Here is an 18,249-nt window from a genome sequence, read left to right as displayed (position 1 = left end):
TCATGGACGGTTTCATGGGCGATGCCTTCGGGTGGATCGGCGTGGCCTCCACCTGGGTCCTGCCGGTCCTCTTCGCCGTCACCTTTCACGAGGCGGCGCACGGCTGGGTGGCCGACAAGCTGGGCGACCCGACGGCGCGGCTGGCCGGGCGCATCTCGGCCAATCCGCTGCGCCACGTCGACCCCTTCGGCACGGTGATCCTGCCGGCGCTGCTGCTGCTCCTGCGCGCACCCTTCCTGTTCGGCTGGGCCAAGCCGGTGCCGGTGGACTTCCGCAACCTGCGCAACCCGCGCCGCGACATGGTGCTGGTGGCGGCGGCGGGGCCGGGGTCCAACCTGATCATGGCGTCCATCGCCACGGCGCTCATCTATACCGTGCCGCTGATGCCGCACGCCGCCGCCGAGTGGTGGTACCTGAACCTCATCAACGCCATGACCATCAACCTCGTGCTCATGGCGTTCAACCTGATCCCGCTGCCGCCGCTGGACGGCGGGCGCATCGCCGTCGGCCTGCTGCCGCGGCCGCTCGCCGTCCGGCTGGCGCGCACCGAGCGCTTCGGCATCCTCATCCTGCTCGGCCTGCTGTTCCTTCTGCCCTTGATCGGCGGCCAGATCGGGTATGATCTGAACGTGCTGTCGTGGATCGTCGGGGTGCCGGTGCAGGCCATGATGCGCGTGCTGCTCACCGTCTTCGGACTCGTGTAAGGGCCGACCATGGCCGATCCGGTGCCCTTCGAGGAAGACCCGCCGCGGCGGGCCGGCCCCGCCGCCGACGGCGCGGCGGAGGAGGGCGACGGGCTGGCCGCGCTCATGCTCGATCTGGACGGCTTCGAAGGCCCCATCGACCTGCTGCTGACGCTCGCCCGCGACCAGAAGGTCGACCTGCTCAATATCTCCATCCTGGCGCTGGCGGAGCAGTACCTGACCTTCGTCCATGCGGTGCGTGAACAGCACCTGGAACTGGCCGCCGATTACCTCGTGATGGCGGCGTGGCTCGCCTATCTGAAGTCGCGCCTGCTGCTGCCGCCCGAGGAGAAGGACGAGGAGCCCTCGGGCGAGGAACTGGCCGCCGCCCTGCAATTCCAGCTGCGCCGCCTGGAGGCCATGCAGGACGCCGGCGAGAAGTTCCTGGAGATGCCGCGCGTCGGCCAGCGCCGCTTCGTCCGCGGCGCGCCCGAGGATGTCGGCGGCGTGTCGCGCTCGGTCTACGACGTCACGCTCTACGACCTGTTGCGCGCCTACGCCGACCACAAGAAGCGCACCACCAAGATCGAGTTCGAGATCGAGCCGCTGACGCTCTATTCGGTGGACGACGCCATCAAGCGGCTGGAGGCCATGCTGGGCGCCATTCCCGACTGGAGCGCGCTGGCCGACTTCCTGCCCACCGGCATCGGCGAGCCGCTCATGCGCCGCTCCGCCATGTGCGCCCATTTCATCGCGACGCTGGAACTGTGCAAGCAGGGCAAGCTGGAGGTCCGCCAGGATGGCGGCTTCTACTCGCCCATCCGCATCCGCCCGCCGCGCACCCCGCGCATCGAGGAGGTCTGACCCGTGGACGACACCCCCGACCTGGACGTGCTCGACGATTCGCCCGGCCCCGCCGCCGCGCCGGTGGCCGCTCCCGGCGCCCGGCAGGGGTCGCTCGACGTCGACTTCGACCACGCCGTGCGCATCGTCGAGGCCCTGGTCTTCGCCGCCGCCGAGCCCGTGTCGGTGGAAGGCCTGAAGGAGAAGCTGCCGGCCGGCATCGACGTGAAGAAGGTGCTGGCGACCCTGCAGGAGCAGTACCGCGGCCGTGGCGTGCAGCTGTTCCAGGCCGGCGGCCACTGGGCCTTCCGCACGGCCCCCGACCTGGTGGAGCACCTGAAGACCGACGCGGTGGAGACCCGCCGCCTGTCGCGCGCCGCCGTCGAGACGCTGGCCATCATCGCCTACCACCAGCCCGTCACCCGCGGCGAGATCGAGGAGATCCGCGGCGTCGCCCTGTCCAAGGGCACCATGGACACCCTGCTGGAAGCCGGCTGGATCCGCCCGCGCGGCCGTCGCGCCACCCCCGGCCGGCCGCTCACCTGGGGCACCACCGACCGCTTCCTCGACCATTTCGGCCTGGAGACCGTGAAGGATCTGCCGGGCATCGAGGAACTGAAGGCCGCCGGCCTGCTCGACGCCCGCCCCGCCATCGCCGCCTACGGCGCCCGCGCCCACGACACCGGCGAGTTCGTCGATACAGACGCGCCGGACGAGCCCGAAGACCAGCTCGACATGCTCGGCGACGACGAGTAGCCGGGCCAGCCTTCAACACCACACGGCGACTAAGGTCTTGAAATTGAGAATGGCTTGCACCAAAGTGACGGGATGCGCCGGCGCCGGTGGGCCGCGGCGCCTCTGAACAGGCCGCAGAAAGGGTCGTCGAGCATCGTGTCGCAGGTGCAGCAGGTCAGCGTTCCAGACTACGTCGGCAAGCCCGAAGCGGGAGCGGCGGTGCGCAGTCGCCGCCGGGCCACCGGCAGCCGCTGGTGGAGCGTCGCCGTGCTGCTGGTGGCGGGGCTCATCGCCCTGCCGGTGCTGGTGGTCTTCGCCCACGTCTTCGTGCCGACCGGCGACGTCTGGAGCCACCTCGCCGACACCGTGCTGTCGCGCTACATTCTCAACTCCATCGGCCTCATGGTGGGCGTCGGGGCGGGGGTGCTGCTGATCGGCGTGTCGACCGCCTGGCTCGTCACCATGTGCCGCTTCCCCGGCGCGCGCATGTTCGAGTGGGCGCTGCTGCTGCCGCTGGCGGTGCCGGCCTACGTCATCGCCTATACCTACACCGGCCTGCTCGACTTCGCCGGCCCGGTGCAGACGGCCCTGCGCGAGGTGTTCGGCTGGACCAGCCGACGCGACTACTGGTTCCCCGAGCTGCGCTCGCTCGGCGGCGCAATCGCCATGATGAGCCTCGTGCTCTACCCCTATGTCTACATGATGGCGCGGGCCGCCTTCCTGGAGCAGTCGGTCTGCGCCATGGAGGCGAGCCGGGTGCTCGGCTGCGGCCGGTGGAAGAGCTTCTTCCGTGTCGCCCTGCCCATGGCGCGGCCGGCCATCGTGGCGGGCACCGCGCTGGCGCTCATGGAGACGCTGAACGACTTCGGCACCGTCGCCTATTTCGCCGTCGACACCTTCACGACGGGCATCTACCGCACCTGGTTCGGCCTCGGCAACGCCGCCGCCGCGGCGCAGCTGGGTGCGGTGCTCATGCTGTTCATCTTCGCCCTGGTGCTCATGGAGCGGTGGTCGCGCGGGCGGGCCAGCTACCAGCACATGTCCACCCGCATCCGCGCCTTGCCGCGCATCCCCCTGACCGGCTGGAAGGCGGCTGCCGCCGTGGTGGGCTGTGCCCTGCCGCTGGTGCTCGGCTTCGTGGTGCCGTCGTGGGTGCTGGCGCTGTGGGCGGTGGACACCTGGGGCGAGGTCATGGCCGGCGGGCGGTTCTGGGACCGGGCGCTCAACAGCTTCACGCTGGCAGGCACGGCGGCCGTCGCCGCCGCCGCCATCGGCCTGCTGCTCGCCTACGGCCAGCGCATGCGCAAGAGCCCCGCGACGCTCGCCGCCGTGCGGGTGGCGAGCCTCGGCTACGCCGTGCCGGGCTCGGTGATCGCCGTCGGCGTGCTGGTGCCGCTGACGTCCTTCGACAACACCCTGGACGCCTGGATGAAGGCGACCTTCGGCATCGGCACCGGGCTGCTGCTCACCGGCACCATGGCGGCGCTGATCTACGCCTACCTCGTGCGCTTCCTGGCGGTGTCGTACAATGCCGTGGAGGCCTCGCTCGGCAAGGTGACGGCCAACCTGGAAGGGGCCTCGCGCACCCTCGGCCACGGGCCGCTGTCGACCCTGCGCCGCGTCCACCTGCCCATGATCCGCGGCAGCATCCTGACCGCCGCCCTGCTGGTCTTCGTCGACGTGATGAAGGAACTGCCGGCGACGCTCATCATGCGGCCCTTCAACTTCGATACCCTGGCCGTGCGCGCCTACGAACTGGCGACCGACGAACGCCTCGCCGAGGCGGCGCCGGCGGCCCTCGCCATCGTTGCCGTCGGCATCGTGCCGGTGGTACTCCTCAGCCTCGCCATCGCCCGGTCGCGGCCGGGCAGCGCCCGCCAGTGACAGCCAACCCCGAGGACCGCCGCCCATGAGGATCGACCCCATCCGTCCCGTGTCCCTGCGCGGCGAGGTCGACCCCGACAAGGCAGGCCTCGTGCTTCAGGGCGTGCGCCATTCCTACGGCGGCGAGCCGGTGGTGGACGGCGTGTCGCTGACCGTCGGCCCCGGTGAATTGCTGTGCCTGCTCGGCCCCTCGGGCTGCGGCAAGACCACCACGCTGCGCATCTGCGCCGGCCTGGAGGCGCCGACCGAGGGCGAGGTGCGGGTGGCCGGCATGCTGGTCGCCGACCGTCAGAGCTTCGTGCCGCCGGAGCGCCGCAACGTCGGCTTCCTGTTCCAGGACTACGCCCTGTTCCCGCATCTTTCGGTGGAAGAGAACGTCGTCTTCGGTCTCGAAGGGATGCCCCGAAAGAAAAAGCAGGAACGCGCCCGCGAAGTTCTTTCGCAGGTCGGCATGGCCGACTATATCCAGGCCTACCCGCATACCCTGTCGGGCGGCCAGCAGCAGCGCGTCGGCCTGGCCCGCGCGCTGGCGCCGGAGCCGAAGCTGATGCTGCTCGACGAGCCGTTCTCCGGCCTCGACCGCCGGCTGCGCGATCAGGTGCGGGACGAGACGCTGCACGTGCTGAAGGCGAGCGGGGTGGCGACCGTGATGGTCACCCACGACCCCGAGGAAGCGATGTTCATGGCCGACGCCATCGCGCTCATGAACCGCGGCCGCATCGTGCAGATGGGATCGCCGGTGGAGCTGTACTGCTATCCGAAGACGGCCTTCGCGGCCCGCTTCTTCGGCGAAGTCAACGAGTTCGCCGCCCGCGTCGGGGCGGGCGGGCAGGTGGAGACGCCGCTCGGCCCGCTCGACGGCCGGGGGCTGATCTCCGGGGCCGCCGCCACCGTGATGGTGCGGCCCGAAGCGCTGAAACTGGCGGCCATCGAGGACGGTGCGTCGCCCGACGTGGTCGGCCGGGTGCTCGCCTCGCGCATGCTCGGCCGTACCAGCCTCGTCCACTTGCAGGTGGAGACGCCGGACGGGGCCGGCCTGCACCTGCACGCGCGGGTGCCGGGACGCTACCTTCCGCCGCCCGAAGAACGGCTGGAAGTGTCGCTCGACCGCAGTCTTGCCTTCGTCTATCCGGCGGGCCAGGACTGACACAAATCGGCAATCGCCCCGCGTGTTGCGGTGGCCTGGGGTTTCTGCGATGATCCGCGAACCTTGACGCGGCGCAGACAAGTCAGTTTCGGAGATATGGTCTATGGGTACTTTCAGCATCTGGCACTGGATCATCGTTCTGCTGGTGGTCCTGGTCCTGTTCGGCGCCGGCAAGATTCCGCGGCTCATGGGTGACGTCGCCAAGGGCGTGAACGCCTTCAAGAAGGGTCTGAAGGAAGGCGACGACACCGACGACGCCTCCGCCACGACCACCGAGCGCAAGTCCATCGAGGGCGGTGCCGCCACCACCTCCAACACCACCGGCGCCGCGCCGGTGAACAAGGAGCGCGACGAGGCGGGCGCCAAGGGCTGATCCCGCAGCCGCGTGCGGCGGCGCGCCCGCGAGGCTGCGCCGCCGACGCCTTCGACCCTTATCCGAAGGTTTCCTGAATGTTCGACCTCGGCTGGGATGAACTCGGCCTGATCATCGTGCTGGCGGTGATCATCCTCGGTCCCAAGGAACTTCCGACGGCCCTGCGCACGCTGGGCCGCTGGACCCGCCGCATCCGCGGCATGGCGCGCGAGTTCCAGCGCCACATCGACGACGTCGTCCGCGAGGCGGAACTGGAAGAGGTGCGCGACGGCCTGAAGAAGGCGCGCACCATGGATTTTGGCCGCGAAATCGAAAAGCAGGTCGACCCGACCGGCGACTTCACCAAAGACCTGAACGAGGCCCGCAAGGACCTCGATCTCAACACCGTGCCGCGCCAGGCGGCGAAGGCGGCGGAAGCGCGGCCGACCGACGACCCGGCGCGTCCGGTGGCGGACATGGCGCCCGCCCAGGCGCCGGCTTCGGCCGCACCCCCCGCCGCCGCGCCTGCTTCGGCTCCGGCCGCGCCGGCGGCGGACGAGCCGCGGCGCATCGCCGGCGGCGAAGGGGGCGCCTGATCCATGGCCGTCGTGCGGGACGATCCCGAACAGAACAAGATGCCGCTGCTCGAGCACCTGCTGGAGCTGCGCAAGCGGCTGCTCTATTGCGCCGTCACCTTCATCGTGGCGTTCTTCGGCTGCTACTTCGTGGCCGAATACATCTACGGCTTCCTGGTGCAGCCGCTGGCCGACATCATGCACGAGGTCGGCGGCAGCCAGCGCATGATCTACACGGCGCTGACGGAAGCCTTCTTCACCTACATCAAGGTCGGGGCCTTCGGCGCCGCCGTCATCGGCTTCCCGGTGTTCGCCTGGCAGCTGTGGCGGTTCGTCGCGCCGGGCCTGTACCGTCACGAGAAGAAGGCCTTCCTGCCGTTCCTGTTCATGAGCCCGGTGCTGTTCGCCATCGGCGCGGCGCTGGTCTATTACTTCATCATCCCCATGGCGTGGCGCTTCCTGCTCGGCTTCCAGACTTCGGGATCCGAGACGGTGCTGCCCATCGAGCTGGAAGCCAAGGTCGGGGAATACCTCGGCCTGGTGATGAAGCTGATCCTCGCCTTCGGCGTCAGCTTCCAGCTGCCCGTGGTGCTGACCCTGCTGGCACGCGCCGGCGTGGTGACGGCGGACGGCTTGAAGAGCAAGCGCAAGTACGCCATCGTAGGCGTCTTCATCTTCGCCGCCATCATGACGCCGCCCGACGTCATCAGCCAGGTCGGCCTTGCCCTGCCGCTCATCGCGCTTTACGAGATATCGATCATCACGGTCGGCCTCATGCAGCGCAAACGGCAGGAGGCGCTGGAGGAAGAGGAAGACCCCGAGGCCCTGGCCGACGGCGTCGACGAGACCGATTTCAACCAGTCGTGAGGCCGCGCGAGCGGCCTCACCGGCTTCGTTCATGGCATTGATTTCAGAGAAGAAAGACCGGACGCGCTCATGCTCGACGTCAAATGGATCCGCGACAACCCTGAGGCTTTCGATGAGGGTCTGGCCCGCCGCGGCCTGAGCCCCCTGTCGGCCCGGATTCAGGAGATCGACGCCCGCCGCCGGGCCCTGCAGACCGAGATGCAGGACCTGCAGGCGCGGCGCAACGAGGCGTCCAAGCAGATCGGCAAGATCAAGTCGCAGGGCGGCGACGCCAGCGCGATCATGGAAGAGGTGGCGGCCTTCAAGGGCAAGCTCGCTGAAGCGGAAGAGGCCGAGAAGGCCGCCGCCGCCGAGATCGACGTCCTGCTCATGGCGCTGCCGAACATTCCGGCCGACGACGTGCCGGCGGGCAAGGACGAGACCGAGAACGTCGAGATCCGCACCTGGGGCACGCCGCGCGCCTTCGACTTCGATCCCAAGGAGCACGACGCGCTCGGCACCGGCCTCGGCCTCATGGACTTCGAGACGGCGGCCGGCCTGTCGGGCGCCCGCTTCGTGGTGCTGAAGGGCAAGCTGGCGCGCCTGGAACGGGCGCTGGCGCAGTTCATGCTGGATCTGCACACCGGCGAGCACGGCTATACGGAAATGAACACGCCCGTGCTGGTGCGCGACGAGCCGCTCTACGGCACCGGCCAGCTGCCCAAGTTCGCCGAGGACCTGTTCCGCACCGAAGATGGCCGCTGGCTCATCCCGACCGCCGAGGTGACGCTCACCAACACCGTCGCCGACCAGATCCTGACGGAAGACACGCTGCCCATCCGCATGACCGCCTTCACGCTCTGCTTCCGCTCGGAAGCGGGTGCGGCGGGCAAGGACACGCGCGGCATGATCCGCCAGCATCAGTTCGAGAAGGTGGAACTGGTCTCCATCGCCCACCCCGACCACAGCGACGCCGAGCACGAGCGCATGACCCAGTGCGCCGAGGAAGTGCTCAAGCGCCTGAACCTGCCGTATCGCGTCGTCGCCCTGTGCACCGGCGACATGGGCTTCTCGGCCCGCAAGACATACGACATCGAGGTCTGGCTGCCGGGGCAGGGGCGCTACCGCGAGATCAGCTCGTGCTCCAACACCGGTGACTTCCAGGCGCGCCGCATGAAGGCCCGCTTCCGCCCCGAGGGCGAGAAGGGCACTCGCTTCGTGCACACGCTGAACGGCTCGGCGCTGGCGGTCGGCCGCTGCATGGTGGCGGTGCTGGAGAACTACCAGCAGGCCGACGGCTCCATCGTGGTGCCCGAGGCGCTGCGCCCCTACATGGGCGGCGTGGAGGTGATCGCCGCCGATGTTTGAGCCCGTCACCGATCTGTCGACCGCCCGCATCCTCGTCTCCAACGACGACGGCATCCATGCGCCGGGCATCGCCCTGCTGGAGGAGATCGCGCTCTCCCTCAGCGACGACGTTTGGGTGGTGGCGCCGGAAACGGAACAGAGCGGCACGGCCCACTCGCTGACGCTGCATCATCCGCTGCGTTATCGTCAGGTGGCGGAGAAGCGCTTCGCCGTCGACGGCACGCCGACCGACAGCGTGCTGCTGGCCGTCAACAAGCTGGTGCCCGACCGCAAGCCGACGCTGCTGCTGTCGGGCATCAACCGCGGTGCCAACCTGGGTGACGACGTGACCTATTCGGGCACCATCGCCGCCGCCATCGAGGGCACGCTGCTCGGCGTGCCGTCCATCGCCCTCAGCCAGATCTTCCGCCACCCCGACCCGGTGCCGTGGGAGACGGCGCGCGCCCATGCGGCGCGGGTGATACGCGCGTGCTGCGCCCAGGGCTGGGCGCGCAACGTGACCATCAACGTCAACTTCCCCAACTGCGCCCCCGACGCGGTGGCCGGCGTGGAAGTGGTGCGCCAGGGCAAGCGCAAGCTCGGCGACGGGCTCATCGAGCGGCACGACCCGCGCGGCCGCCCCTATGTCTGGATCGGCCCCCAGCGCAACGAGGAAACCACCGTCGTCGGCACCGACATCGAGGCGGTGGGGCGCAACGTGGTGTCCGTCACGCCCTTGTGCGTCGACCTGACCCACGAACCCACCATGCTGGCCCTCAAGCAGGTGCTGCGATGATGGATCAGAGCCACAAGGCGCAGCTCGTCATGGAGCTGCGCCGCCAGGGCGTCGATCCGCGGGTGATGACGGTGCTGGAGGCCATCCCGCGCGAGGTCTTCGTCGAGGCGGTGTACCAGAGCCAGGCCTGGGCCAACCGGGCGCTGCCCATCGGCTGCGACCAGACCATCAGCCAGCCCATCGTCGTCGGCCTGATGACGTCGGCGCTGGAGGTCGGGCCACGCATGAAGGTGCTGGAGGTCGGCACCGGGTCGGGCTATCAGGCGGCGGTGCTGTCGCGCCTCTGCCGGCGGCTCTACAGCATCGAGCGACATCGGCCGCTCAGCCGGGTGGCGGAGCAGCGCTTCCACCAGCTCGGCCTGCACAACATCACCACCATGGTCGGCGACGGCACCCGCGGCTGGCCTGAACAGGCGCCTTTCGACCGCATCATGGTGACGGCGGCGGCCTTCCGCGAGATCCCGCAGGCGCTGCTCGACCAGTTGAAGCCGGGCGGCATCCTGGTGCTGCCCATCGGCTACGAGCCGGGCACCGACCAGGAACTCATCAAGGTCGTGAAGCCCGAGGAGGAGGGCGCCGAGCCGGTGGTGACGCATCTCTTCCCCGTGCGCTTCGTGCCGCTGGTGGAGGGGCTGCCGGTCGGCAACGGCTGATCAGCGGCACTGCACCATTGAGCGACGCGGCAACCCCGTATAGGCTGGCGGCCATGAGGATGAGGGGGTTCATCATGCGCCGCGGACGCCGCGCCGTTCTCCTGGCCGCAGCCATGGCGGCCGGGCTGGCGGGCTGCACGCAGTGGGACGCCCAGCCGGAATACAACTCCGTCTTCCATCCCACCGGCCGCGGCACCGGCGCGCCGGTGCGAGACGTGCCGCCGGAAGTGACGGTGAAGCGCGGCGACACCGTCTACGGCATCGCCCGCACCTACGGCGTACCCATGCGCCAGCTCATGGAAATGAACCGCCTCGCGCCGCCCTACACGCTTTACGTCGGGCAGGTGCTGCGCATGCCGGCGCAGCAGGTCTACGTGGTGCAGCCGGGCGACACGCTCTACGGCATCTCGCGCGCCCATGCGGTGGACATGAACGCGCTCGCCCGCACCAACCGCCTCGGGCCGCCCTACGTCATCACCCAGGGCCAGCGCCTGGTGCTGCCCGGCACGGTGCAGGCCATGGCTGCGGACCGGGCGGAACCGGAGCCGCGCCCGCCGGTGCTGGTGGAAAAGACCGACCCCGGCAGTTCGTCCGCCGCGCCCGCGCCGCCGGTGGTGGCGCAAGGCCCGGCCGCGCCGGCACCGACCACCGCTCCGCCGCCGTCCGCAACCACCGCCCCGGCGGCGCCGGCCGAGCCGCCCAAGGTGGCGGCGGCTCCGCCCAAGCCGGCCCCGGTCGGTGAACCGCCCGCCCGCTCCGGCGGCCGCTTCGCGTGGCCCGTGAAGGGGCCGGTGATCGCCGGCTTCGGCCCCGCCGGCAAGGGCCTGCACAACGACGGCGTCAACATCCTGGTGCCCGAGGGCACGCCGGTGAAGGCGGCCGAGAACGGCGTCGTGGTCTACGCCGGCAACGAGCTGAAGGGCTTCGGCAACCTGCTGCTGCTCAAGCACGATGGCGGCTGGATGACGGCCTACGCCCACAACAGCCAGCTCATCGCCCAGCGCGGCGCGACGGTGAAGAAGGGCGAGGTCATCGCCAAGTCCGGCGCCACGGGCAACGTCGACCGCCCGCAGGTGCACTTCGAACTGCGCAAGGGCTCCAAGGCGGTGGACCCGGTGAAGTACCTGGACGGCTCCGCCGACCTGGCGGCGCGGTAGGGCAGGGCGGGGCGCCTGGGCCGGCGGCACGGGCGATTACCGGCGCCTTTTCAACACGTTGTCATGCCCGGTCTCCTAGCCGGGCGTGCACGGCGTGCACCGCGCCGGCCGCTTCGGGGCTGTCTCCACGGCGGCCGTCCGGGGCGCCGTGGAGGGCCGGGTCAAGCCCGGCCATGACAATTCTGCCTTCTGAATCAAGCGCTTGTCATGCCCGGCCACCGAGCCGGGTATCCACGGCATGCACGGCGTCGGCCGTTCCTGGGCTGTCTCCACGGCGGCCGCCCGGGGCCGTGGATGGCCGGATCAAGCCCGGCCATGACAATTTTCTCTGTCTTTTCAATTGCTTGTCATGCCCGGCCACCGAGCCGGGCATCCACGGCGTGCACCGCGCCGGCCGCTTCGGGGCTGTCTCCGCGGCGGCTGACAGGGGCGCCGTGGATGGCCGGGTCAAGCCCGGCCATGACATTTTCAGAGGATGTTCAGTGGGTTATGGCGCCCACCCCCTCACGCCTTCCGGCCGAGGCGGCGCATGTTGGCGGTGGTGCGCTTGTGGTAGGGCGCCAGCATGCCGCCGTAGCCGCTGACGCCGAGCGTCGCGAGGCGGGTCCAGGCGTCGAGGCCGCCGGTCCAGCTGTCGACCGTCCATAGGCGCATCGCTTCGGCCTGCATGCCCATCATGGCCTTGGAGGCGGCGCCCGCCCATTCGCCGGCGGCGGCCATCTTTTCGGTCACCATGCGGGTATTCTCGGCGGTGTCGTGGGGCTGCCAGCCGCCCCAGGCGGCGGCCATGGAGGTGGTGCGGAAGCCGATGGTGACGGCGGCGGCCGACAGCATCTCCGCCGACTTCACCGCCGCGCGGAAGGCGTCGAGGCCGAACAGGGGAACGGTGGCGGCGGCGGACGGTCTACGGGGCATGCGGGCGGCTCCTCGGTGGTCGCGGTTGCAGTGCAGCAACGCGCGACCAGCCTGGAAGGAGGCGTCGGCCCGATGCCTTGGTGAGTGGCTCAGAAATCGTCGTCGTCGTCCACGGCGGAGGCCATGCCGCCGCCGCCCATGCCACCGCCGTAGGTGGCGGCCGAGACCAGGATTTCGCGCTTGCCGACGTGGTTGGCGGGGCTGACGACGCCCTCGTTCTCCATGCGCTCCACGAGGCGGGCGGACCGGTTGTAGCCGATCTGCAGGTGGCGCTGGATGAAGCTGACCGACACCTTCTGCTCGCGCAGCACCAGGGCGAGGGCCTGGTCGTAGAGGTCGTCGCCGGAGGAGGGGATGTTCTCGAGCCCGACGGCGCCGCCGCCGCCCGAACCGCCGCCCTCGTAGCCGAGGCCGTCGCCGTCCAGGTCGTCGTCTTCGGTCACCGTGTGCAGGTATTCGGGCTCGCCGCGGTCCTTGAGGAAGCGCACCACCTTCTCCACCTCGTGGTCGGCGACGAAGGCGCCGTGCACGCGGGTGATGCGGCCGCCGGCGGCCATGTAGAGCATGTCGCCCTGGCCGAGCAACTGCTCGGCGCCGGCCTCGCCCAGGATGGTGCGGCTGTCGATCTTGCTCGTCACCATGAAGGAGATGCGGGTCGGGAAGTTGGCCTTGATGGTGCCGGTGATGACGTCCACCGACGGGCGCTGCGTCGCCATGATGAGGTGGATGCCGGCGGCGCGGGCCATCTGGGCGAGGCGCTGGATGGCGGCCTCGATCTCCTTGCCGGCCACCAGCATGAGGTCGGCCATCTCGTCGACCACCACCACGATGTAGGGCAGGGGCCGCAGGTCCATGGGCTGTTCTTCGTAGATGGGCTCGCGGCGGTCGCGGTCGAAGCCGACCTGCACCTGGCGCATCACCCGCTCGCCCTTGGCCACCAGCTCGGTCACGCGGGCATTGTAGCCCTCGATGTTGCGCACCCCGAGGGTCGCCATGGCCTTGTAGCGGCTTTCCATCTCGCGCACCGCCCACTTGAGGGCCTGTACGGCCTTCTTGGGGTCGGTCACCACCGGCGTCAGCAGGTGCGGGATGCCGTCGTAGACCGACAGCTCCAGCATCTTCGGGTCCACCATGATGAGGCGGCACTTTTCCGGCGGCAGGTGGTAGAGCAGCGACAGGATCATGCCGTTGATGCCCACCGACTTGCCCGAGCCGGTGGTGCCGGCGATGAGCAGGTGGGGCATGCGGGCGAGGTCCACCACCATGGGGTTGCCGCCGATGTCCTTGCCGAGCGCCAGCGGCAGCTTGTGATTGCCCTGGAAGGGGTCGCTGTCCATGATCTCGCGCAGCCACACGGTCTCGCGCGCCTCGTTGGGCAGCTCGATGCCGATGACGCTGCGGCCCGGCACCACCGCGATACGGGCGGTGATGGCGGACATGGAGCGGGCGATGTCGTCGGCCAGATTGATGATGGTCGCCGACTTGGTGCCCGGCACCGGCTCCAGCTCGTAGAGCGTGACCACGGGGCCGACCTTGACCTCCATGATCTCGCCGCGCACGCGGAAGTTCTTCAGCACCGTTTCGAGCGAGCGGGCGTTTTCGGCCAGCTTCGCCTCGTCCTCGGGCGTGTTGTCGCGGTTGCTCGGCAACTGCAGCAGGTCGAGCGGCGGGTATTCGTAGCCGTCGGTGTCCTCGGCGGGCGCTTCCGGCTCGGCTGCGGCGTCGGCGGCGGCTTCGTCCACGGCGGCGGGGCCGGCCTCGGCGCCCAGTTCGGCGAGGGCGTCGACGGCGAGCGGGGCCGGGGCGACGGCCTCCGGTTCCTCGTCACGGTCCTCGTCCGCATCGGCGGCTTCCAGGGTGTCGGAGCCGTCCTCGCCTTCGTCCCACGCCTCGGGCGCCGCCGGGGCGATGCAGCCCTGCGACGGCCGGTCGTCGTAGCCGTCGTCGTCGTCTTCGGCCGCGTCGGCGTCGTCTTCGGACCACGGCAGGTCCTCGGCGTCGCCTTCGCCGTCCTCGTCCGCCTCGGCGTCGGCCAGGATCTCGTCTTCCAGGCGGGCGCGGATGGCGGCTTCGGCCCATTCCACGCCGGCGATGAAGGCGAAGGCGGCGGCGGCGGCGACCGCCTCGTCCTCGCGGCCGGTGCCGTAGCACACCAGGCCGTCGGCCTTGCCCGGGTTCACCTCCACGTCCCACTCGGCGCGGCCGTCGGGCCAGACGTGGCGGGCCAGCCGGTAGGGCTTGCCGTTCAGCGCGCACCAGAGATTGAACTCGTCGGCGGTCATCACCTCGTACTTGTCCGGGGCGGCGACGTCGGAGAGGTCGGCGGTCATGGGCGATTCCGGTTGCAGCGACAGGAAGGAGGGCGCGCCCGCGCGACCGGCGGGTGCGGAACGAACCGGCACAGTTATCTCAGGGGAGGCCCGTCGGGATCAACAGAAACCGGCGCGACTCGGCGAAACCGCTCAGGTGTCGAGGCGGTAGGCGGCGACCAGCAGCTTCACGACCTCGCCCTCGGGATCGAAGAACGGCAGCACCAGCCGTTCCCAGCTCTGGCGGCCGGTGGGGAATTCGGCGGTATAGACGCGCGAGGTGGGGATGCGGTCGACCCGTACGTGGTCGTATTCCGCCTTCAGCAGGGCGCGCTGTTCCTCCGGCAGCTCGTCGATGGAGCGCCCGGCCTTGTCGCCGAAGGCGCTGGCGAAGCCGCTGGAGTAATAGGCGTACGAATACCGCGCGGCGTCGTCGCTGCCGTTGCGGCTGACGTCCATCACCACCAGGTTGCCGATCCACGGCCGCAGGTCCGCCGGTTCCACGTCCTCGGCCATGGGCAGCGAGTCGTCGCCGCAGCGGGATACCCAGTAGGCGTAGAGCGACTTGAGCTGGGGGTTGCGCAGGACGAGGGAGAGGCGGCTGGTCATGGCGGCACTTCTGGCAGGGGTTGCCGGGCGTCGATGCGCCCAAGGGTTACCGGGCGCCGCCCCGGCGCGCAAGGAGTTTCCGCCGCGCGCCGCCGAACCCGGCGCCGCCGGCCCCCGTTTCCCTCACACGCGCAAGGGCAACCTCGCGGCCGGTCCGGCCCGGGCCGCCGCATGACCGCAACGGAGGGACGCAAGTGGCTGACAGAAAAGGAAGAAGTGGCTCCGGGCGCGGCAAGCTGCTGACCATCATCGTCGTTCTGGCGGTGGTGGTGGCCGGCTGGTGGCTGTTCAACCAGTGGAACCAGGAATCGGCGGTCATGCCCGCCACCGGCCTGGCGCCGGTGCAGAACCCGACGGAAGGCGCGCCCATGATGAAGGGCGACCCCGCCCAGGGCCGCGACGAGGGGCTCGAAGGCGACATCCGGCAGACCGCGCCCGACTGACGGCGCCGCCCTGGCCCCGGGCTCCATGCCCGACCCGCAAAAAGCCCTCCGCACCAGCCGGTGCGGAGGGCTTTTTCCGTAAGCGTTCGCCGATGGGCGGCGCGCTTACGCGCTCAGCTTCGGCTCGCGCAGGCAGGCGCCGGCGACGGCGGCATGCTTGGCGGATTCGCTGATGAGGTGATGCGACGGACGCGGCTCCGGCAGGTCGACGCCCCGCTCCTGGAATTCCTCGGCGCGGCGGCGCAGCGTCTGATTGGCCGCGTGCAGGGCCTCATCCACCGTCGGCGCGGTGCACTTGCAGCCGGGCACGCCCAGGATCTCGGCCTGATAGCCGTCGTCCCGGTCGCGTCGCACGATGGTGATATAGCCTTTCATGGGTCTCTTCGACCTCCGTTTTGGTTCTCGTCTTCGGGCGAGTAGTCCAGACGGGCGATCCTCCACAATCTCCCGACCCGATGCACAAACGCGCCGAACCACGATTCGCCGCCAAACGAGTAGAGGGTGAGTATCAGGCCGCGGCGGCATTGGTTCCGCCCGTCGCCGACCATGTTAGCGTTCGCGCCCCGCGATGCAACCCCCTTTTTGAGTAAAAATGTATTTCCATGTAATCACGTAACTAAACACGCCGATAATGTCTTGAGTAAAACTATGCCTAATCGCAGTCGGATTTGAGAATGCAGAGAAGCTAAGTAGAAAGGAAGTGGTGGGCGGCGGGGTTGACATTTCGCGGCGGATTCGTATTTTATTCTCACACACCGCGAGCGTCCGGTGGGCGATATTCAGGTTAATCCGCCACTCCGGCTGCCTTCCCTGCATGAGTGCCATGCGCGGCGGCAACCGGGCGGCGTCCGATGCGTTTTAGATGCCCATCCGACGAACGAGCGGGCCCCGACGGAATAGTTGGCGGCTCGGACTCAAGATTGCGTGACGAGGTGATGACGATTTCTCGAACTCCATATGGCGCCTGCGCCGCGCCGGAGGGCCATTCCGGTCATCCCGCCACCCTGCGGGCCGTGCCCGATGCGGACGAGCCTGCCACTCGGATCGGCGACCTGGTCATCCGGGCCGCCCGGGCGGACGACGGCGCCGCCATGTTCGAGCTGGTCAAGCAGACCGGCTCGCTCGATCTCAACTCCGCCTACTGCTACCTGATGATGGGCCAGTGGTTCTCCGACACCTGCGTGGTGGCGGAGCGCGACGGCCGCGTGGTCGGCTTCGTGATCGGCTTCGTGCCGCCCACCCAGCCGGACACCATCTTCGTGTGGCAGGTGGGCGTCGCGCCCAGCGAAAAGGGCCGCGGCGTCGGCAAGCGGCTGCTCGACGCCTTCCTCGAATGCGAGGGCCCCGAGGGCCGGCCGCGCTATCTGGAAGCGACCGTCACGCCGTCCAACACGGCGTCGGAAATGCTGTTCCGCTCCGTCGCGCGCCGCCAGGGCGCCCGCCTGAAGATATCCGAGATTTTCCCCGGCGAGTGGTTCCCGGGCGACGAAGGCTCCGACCACGAGCCCGAGCGCCTGTTCCGCATCGGGCCGTTGCCCGCCGCCACCGCCGGAGACACCAAGAAGACCGGGAGGACCGACCCCATGGACATTTTCGAGACCTACGAATCCAACGTCCGCAGTTACGTGCGCGACTTTCCCGCCGTGTTCGTCAAGGCCAAGGGCCACACCCTGACCGACGAGAACGGCCGGGAGTACATCGACTTCTTCGCCGGCGCCGGTGCGCTCAACTACGGCCATAACGACGAGGGCATGAAGCAGGCGCTCATCGCGTACCTGCAGTCCGACGGCGTCATGCACAGCCTGGACATGGCCACCAGCGCCAAGGGCCGCTTCATCCAGCGCTTCCAGGACGTGATCCTGAAGCCGCGCGGCATGACCTACAAGATGATGTTCCCGGGGCCGACCGGCACCAACACCGTCGAGAGCGCGCTGAAGCTCGCCCGCAAGGTCAAGGGCCGCGAGAAGATCGTCAGCTTCACCAATGCCTTCCACGGCATGACGCTGGGCTCGCTGGCGGTCACCGGCAACCAGTTCAAGCGCGACGGCGCCGGCCTGCCGCTCAACAACACCGTGTTCATGCCCTTCGACGGCTACATGGGCGAAGGCGTCGACACCCTCGACTACTTCGAGAAGACGCTGGAAGACAGCGGCTCGGGCTTCGACCTGCCGGCGGCGGTGATCCTGGAGACGGTGCAGGGCGAGGGCGGCATCAACGCGGCCTCCATGCCGTGGCTGAAGCGCCTGCGCGAGATCTGCACGCGCTGGGACATCCTGATGATCGTCGACGACGTGCAGGCCGGCTGTGGCCGCACCGGCACCTTCTTCAGCTTCGAGCCGGCCGGCATCGACCCGGACATCGTCTGCCTGTCGAAGTCGCTCGGCGGCATGGGCGTGCCGTTTGCCGTGACGCTGGTGAAGCCCGAGTACGACGTGTTCGGCCCGGGTGAGCACAACGGCACCTTCCGCGGCAACAACCTGGCCTTCGTCGCCGCCGCCGAAGCCCTGCGCTTCTGGGAGACCGAGGACCTGGCCGACGACGTGCGCGAGAAGGCGGCCGTCATCAAGGAGCGCTTCATCCGCCTGCGCGACCGCTTCCCGCAGCTCGACGGCGAGGTGCGCGGCCGCGGCTTCATGCAGGGCATCGCGCTCGGCGCCGAGGGTGCCGCCAAGGAGATCTGCGCCGAGGCGTTCAAACGCGGCCTCATCATCGAAACCTCCGGCCCGAGCGGCGAGGTGGTGAAGATCCTGGCGCCCCTGACCATCACGCGCGACGGCCTCGCCAAGGGCCTCGACATCCTGGAAGCGGCCTTCGCCACGGTGGCGGGAAAGCGCGGCAAGACCGGCTCGACCGACGCCAGATCGGCTGCGTGATCCAGTTCCGGCCACGACGGGCGCTCGGCTGAAAAGCCGGGCGCTTGCCCGTTGTGCTGCCGGAAGACGATACCCCCCGACT

At 69.4% G+C, this 18,249-nt stretch carries 18 protein-coding genes; 14 read left to right on the top strand and 4 right to left on the bottom strand.

Annotated elements, in window-relative coordinates; all coding sequences use genetic code 11:
* Nucleotides 1-2: 2 nt before the first annotated feature.
* The 12 genes from CRP50_RS22830 to CRP50_RS22775 all read left to right on the top strand — a co-directional run bounded on the left by CRP50_RS22830 (nt 3) and on the right by CRP50_RS22775 (nt 11,018).
* Nucleotides 3-704 carry a site-2 protease family protein gene (locus tag CRP50_RS22830; protein WP_245913656.1) on the top strand — a complete coding sequence of 234 codons (702 nt, stop codon included), beginning with the start codon at nt 3-5 and terminating at the stop codon, nt 702-704.
* A gap of 9 nt (nt 705-713) precedes the next feature.
* Nucleotides 714-1,547 carry a segregation and condensation protein A gene (locus CRP50_RS22825; RefSeq protein WP_097281516.1) on the top strand — a complete coding sequence of 278 codons (834 nt, stop codon included), beginning with the start codon at nt 714-716 and terminating at the stop codon, nt 1,545-1,547.
* A 63-nt stretch (nt 1,548-1,610) separates the two neighbouring features.
* Nucleotides 1,611-2,282: an SMC-Scp complex subunit ScpB gene (gene scpB, locus CRP50_RS22820; protein ID WP_097281547.1), complete on the top strand. Its 672-nt coding sequence runs from the start codon at nt 1,611-1,613 to the stop codon at nt 2,280-2,282.
* Nucleotides 2,283-2,417: 135 nt separating this feature from the next.
* On the top strand, nt 2,418-4,145 hold the full coding sequence (locus CRP50_RS22815) for an ABC transporter permease (protein ID WP_245913654.1): 1,728 nt from the start codon (nt 2,418-2,420) through the stop codon (nt 4,143-4,145).
* Between the two features lie 25 nt (nt 4,146-4,170).
* Entirely contained in the window at nt 4,171-5,292 is a 1,122-nt protein-coding gene (locus CRP50_RS22810) for an ABC transporter ATP-binding protein (RefSeq protein WP_097281514.1), read from the top strand.
* A 103-nt stretch (nt 5,293-5,395) separates the two neighbouring features.
* Complete coding sequence (locus CRP50_RS22805; RefSeq protein ID WP_097281513.1) at nt 5,396-5,665, top strand: twin-arginine translocase TatA/TatE family subunit; 270 nt, start codon at nt 5,396-5,398, stop codon at nt 5,663-5,665.
* 77 nt (nt 5,666-5,742) lie between these two features.
* Nucleotides 5,743-6,240: a Sec-independent protein translocase protein TatB gene (gene tatB, locus CRP50_RS22800; protein WP_097281512.1), complete on the top strand. Its 498-nt coding sequence runs from the start codon at nt 5,743-5,745 to the stop codon at nt 6,238-6,240.
* A 3-nt stretch (nt 6,241-6,243) separates the two neighbouring features.
* On the top strand, nt 6,244-7,086 hold the full coding sequence (gene tatC, locus CRP50_RS22795; protein WP_097281511.1) for a twin-arginine translocase subunit TatC: 843 nt from the start codon (nt 6,244-6,246) through the stop codon (nt 7,084-7,086).
* A 69-nt stretch (nt 7,087-7,155) separates the two neighbouring features.
* Nucleotides 7,156-8,433: a serine--tRNA ligase gene (gene serS / locus CRP50_RS22790; protein ID WP_097281510.1), complete on the top strand. Its 1,278-nt coding sequence runs from the start codon at nt 7,156-7,158 to the stop codon at nt 8,431-8,433.
* Nucleotides 8,426-9,208, top strand: a complete 783-nt coding sequence (gene surE, locus CRP50_RS22785) for a 5'/3'-nucleotidase SurE (protein WP_097281509.1) — start codon at nt 8,426-8,428, stop codon at nt 9,206-9,208. Before serS ends, surE begins: the two co-directional genes overlap by 8 nt.
* Nucleotides 9,205-9,861: a protein-L-isoaspartate(D-aspartate) O-methyltransferase gene (locus CRP50_RS22780; RefSeq protein ID WP_097281508.1), complete on the top strand. Its 657-nt coding sequence runs from the start codon at nt 9,205-9,207 to the stop codon at nt 9,859-9,861. Before surE ends, CRP50_RS22780 begins: the two co-directional genes overlap by 4 nt.
* Before the next feature lie 74 nt (nt 9,862-9,935).
* Nucleotides 9,936-11,018: a LysM peptidoglycan-binding domain-containing M23 family metallopeptidase gene (locus tag CRP50_RS22775; RefSeq protein ID WP_245913652.1), complete on the top strand. Its 1,083-nt coding sequence runs from the start codon at nt 9,936-9,938 to the stop codon at nt 11,016-11,018.
* 504 nt (nt 11,019-11,522) lie between these two features.
* Here CRP50_RS22775 and CRP50_RS22770 read toward each other — a convergent pair.
* From CRP50_RS22770 to CRP50_RS22760, 3 genes are all read right to left on the bottom strand, one after another.
* Nucleotides 11,523-11,933: a hypothetical protein gene (locus tag CRP50_RS22770; RefSeq protein WP_097281506.1), complete on the bottom strand. Its 411-nt coding sequence runs from the start codon at nt 11,931-11,933 to the stop codon at nt 11,523-11,525.
* A gap of 89 nt (nt 11,934-12,022) precedes the next feature.
* Nucleotides 12,023-14,263, bottom strand: coding sequence for a DNA translocase FtsK (locus CRP50_RS22765; protein WP_097281505.1), 2,241 nt, complete (start codon nt 14,261-14,263; stop codon nt 12,023-12,025).
* 132 nt (nt 14,264-14,395) lie between these two features.
* Nucleotides 14,396-14,851, bottom strand: coding sequence for a PAS domain-containing protein (locus tag CRP50_RS22760; RefSeq protein ID WP_097281504.1), 456 nt, complete (start codon nt 14,849-14,851; stop codon nt 14,396-14,398).
* A 194-nt stretch (nt 14,852-15,045) separates the two neighbouring features.
* Here CRP50_RS22760 and CRP50_RS22755 point away from each other — a divergent pair, with 194 nt between their 5' ends.
* A complete protein-coding gene (locus tag CRP50_RS22755; protein WP_097281503.1) occupies nt 15,046-15,294 on the top strand; it encodes a hypothetical protein in 249 nt (82 codons plus the stop codon).
* A 105-nt stretch (nt 15,295-15,399) separates the two neighbouring features.
* On the opposite strand, the gene CRP50_RS22750 is transcribed toward CRP50_RS22755, so the two are convergent.
* Nucleotides 15,400-15,669 (bottom strand): type II toxin-antitoxin system HicB family antitoxin, encoded by a 270-nt coding sequence (locus tag CRP50_RS22750; RefSeq protein ID WP_097281502.1) that lies wholly within the window; start codon nt 15,667-15,669, stop codon nt 15,400-15,402.
* Between the two features lie 560 nt (nt 15,670-16,229).
* Between CRP50_RS22750 and ectB the strand changes: the two genes are divergently transcribed.
* On the top strand, nt 16,230-18,167 hold the full coding sequence (gene ectB, locus CRP50_RS22745; RefSeq protein ID WP_097281501.1) for a diaminobutyrate--2-oxoglutarate transaminase: 1,938 nt from the start codon (nt 16,230-16,232) through the stop codon (nt 18,165-18,167).
* Nucleotides 18,168-18,249: the final 82 nt, after the last annotated feature.

Source organism: Caenispirillum bisanense (assembly GCF_900230255.1).
Taxonomy (GTDB): Bacteria; Pseudomonadota; Alphaproteobacteria; order Rhodospirillales; family Rhodospirillaceae; genus Caenispirillum; species Caenispirillum bisanense_A.
Note: the sequence above shows the minus strand (reverse complement) of the source record. Positions and strands in the feature narration are given on the sequence as shown.

Excerpts from the sequence above, each read along its gene's own strand:
- CRP50_RS22830 (WP_245913656.1), top strand. The coding sequence starts at position 3 with ATGGACGGTTTCATGGGCGATGCCTTCGGGTGGATCGGCGTGGCCTCC.
- CRP50_RS22825 (WP_097281516.1), top strand. The coding sequence starts at position 714 with ATGGCCGATCCGGTGCCCTTCGAGGAAGACCCGCCGCGGCGGGCCGGC.
- CRP50_RS22810 (WP_097281514.1), top strand. The coding sequence starts at position 4,171 with ATGAGGATCGACCCCATCCGTCCCGTGTCCCTGCGCGGCGAGGTCGAC.
- CRP50_RS22805 (WP_097281513.1), top strand. The coding sequence starts at position 5,396 with ATGGGTACTTTCAGCATCTGGCACTGGATCATCGTTCTGCTGGTGGTC.
- tatB (WP_097281512.1), top strand. The coding sequence starts at position 5,743 with ATGTTCGACCTCGGCTGGGATGAACTCGGCCTGATCATCGTGCTGGCG.
- tatC (WP_097281511.1), top strand. The coding sequence starts at position 6,244 with ATGGCCGTCGTGCGGGACGATCCCGAACAGAACAAGATGCCGCTGCTC.
- serS (WP_097281510.1), top strand. The coding sequence starts at position 7,156 with ATGCTCGACGTCAAATGGATCCGCGACAACCCTGAGGCTTTCGATGAG.
- surE (WP_097281509.1), top strand. The coding sequence starts at position 8,426 with ATGTTTGAGCCCGTCACCGATCTGTCGACCGCCCGCATCCTCGTCTCC.
- CRP50_RS22780 (WP_097281508.1), top strand. The coding sequence starts at position 9,205 with ATGATGGATCAGAGCCACAAGGCGCAGCTCGTCATGGAGCTGCGCCGC.
- CRP50_RS22775 (WP_245913652.1), top strand. The coding sequence starts at position 9,936 with ATGCGCCGCGGACGCCGCGCCGTTCTCCTGGCCGCAGCCATGGCGGCC.
- CRP50_RS22770 (WP_097281506.1), bottom strand. The coding sequence starts at position 11,933 with ATGCCCCGTAGACCGTCCGCCGCCGCCACCGTTCCCCTGTTCGGCCTC.
- CRP50_RS22765 (WP_097281505.1), bottom strand. The coding sequence starts at position 14,263 with ATGACCGCCGACCTCTCCGACGTCGCCGCCCCGGACAAGTACGAGGTG.
- CRP50_RS22760 (WP_097281504.1), bottom strand. The coding sequence starts at position 14,851 with ATGACCAGCCGCCTCTCCCTCGTCCTGCGCAACCCCCAGCTCAAGTCG.
- CRP50_RS22750 (WP_097281502.1), bottom strand. The coding sequence starts at position 15,669 with ATGAAAGGCTATATCACCATCGTGCGACGCGACCGGGACGACGGCTAT.
- ectB (WP_097281501.1), top strand. The coding sequence starts at position 16,230 with ATGACGATTTCTCGAACTCCATATGGCGCCTGCGCCGCGCCGGAGGGC.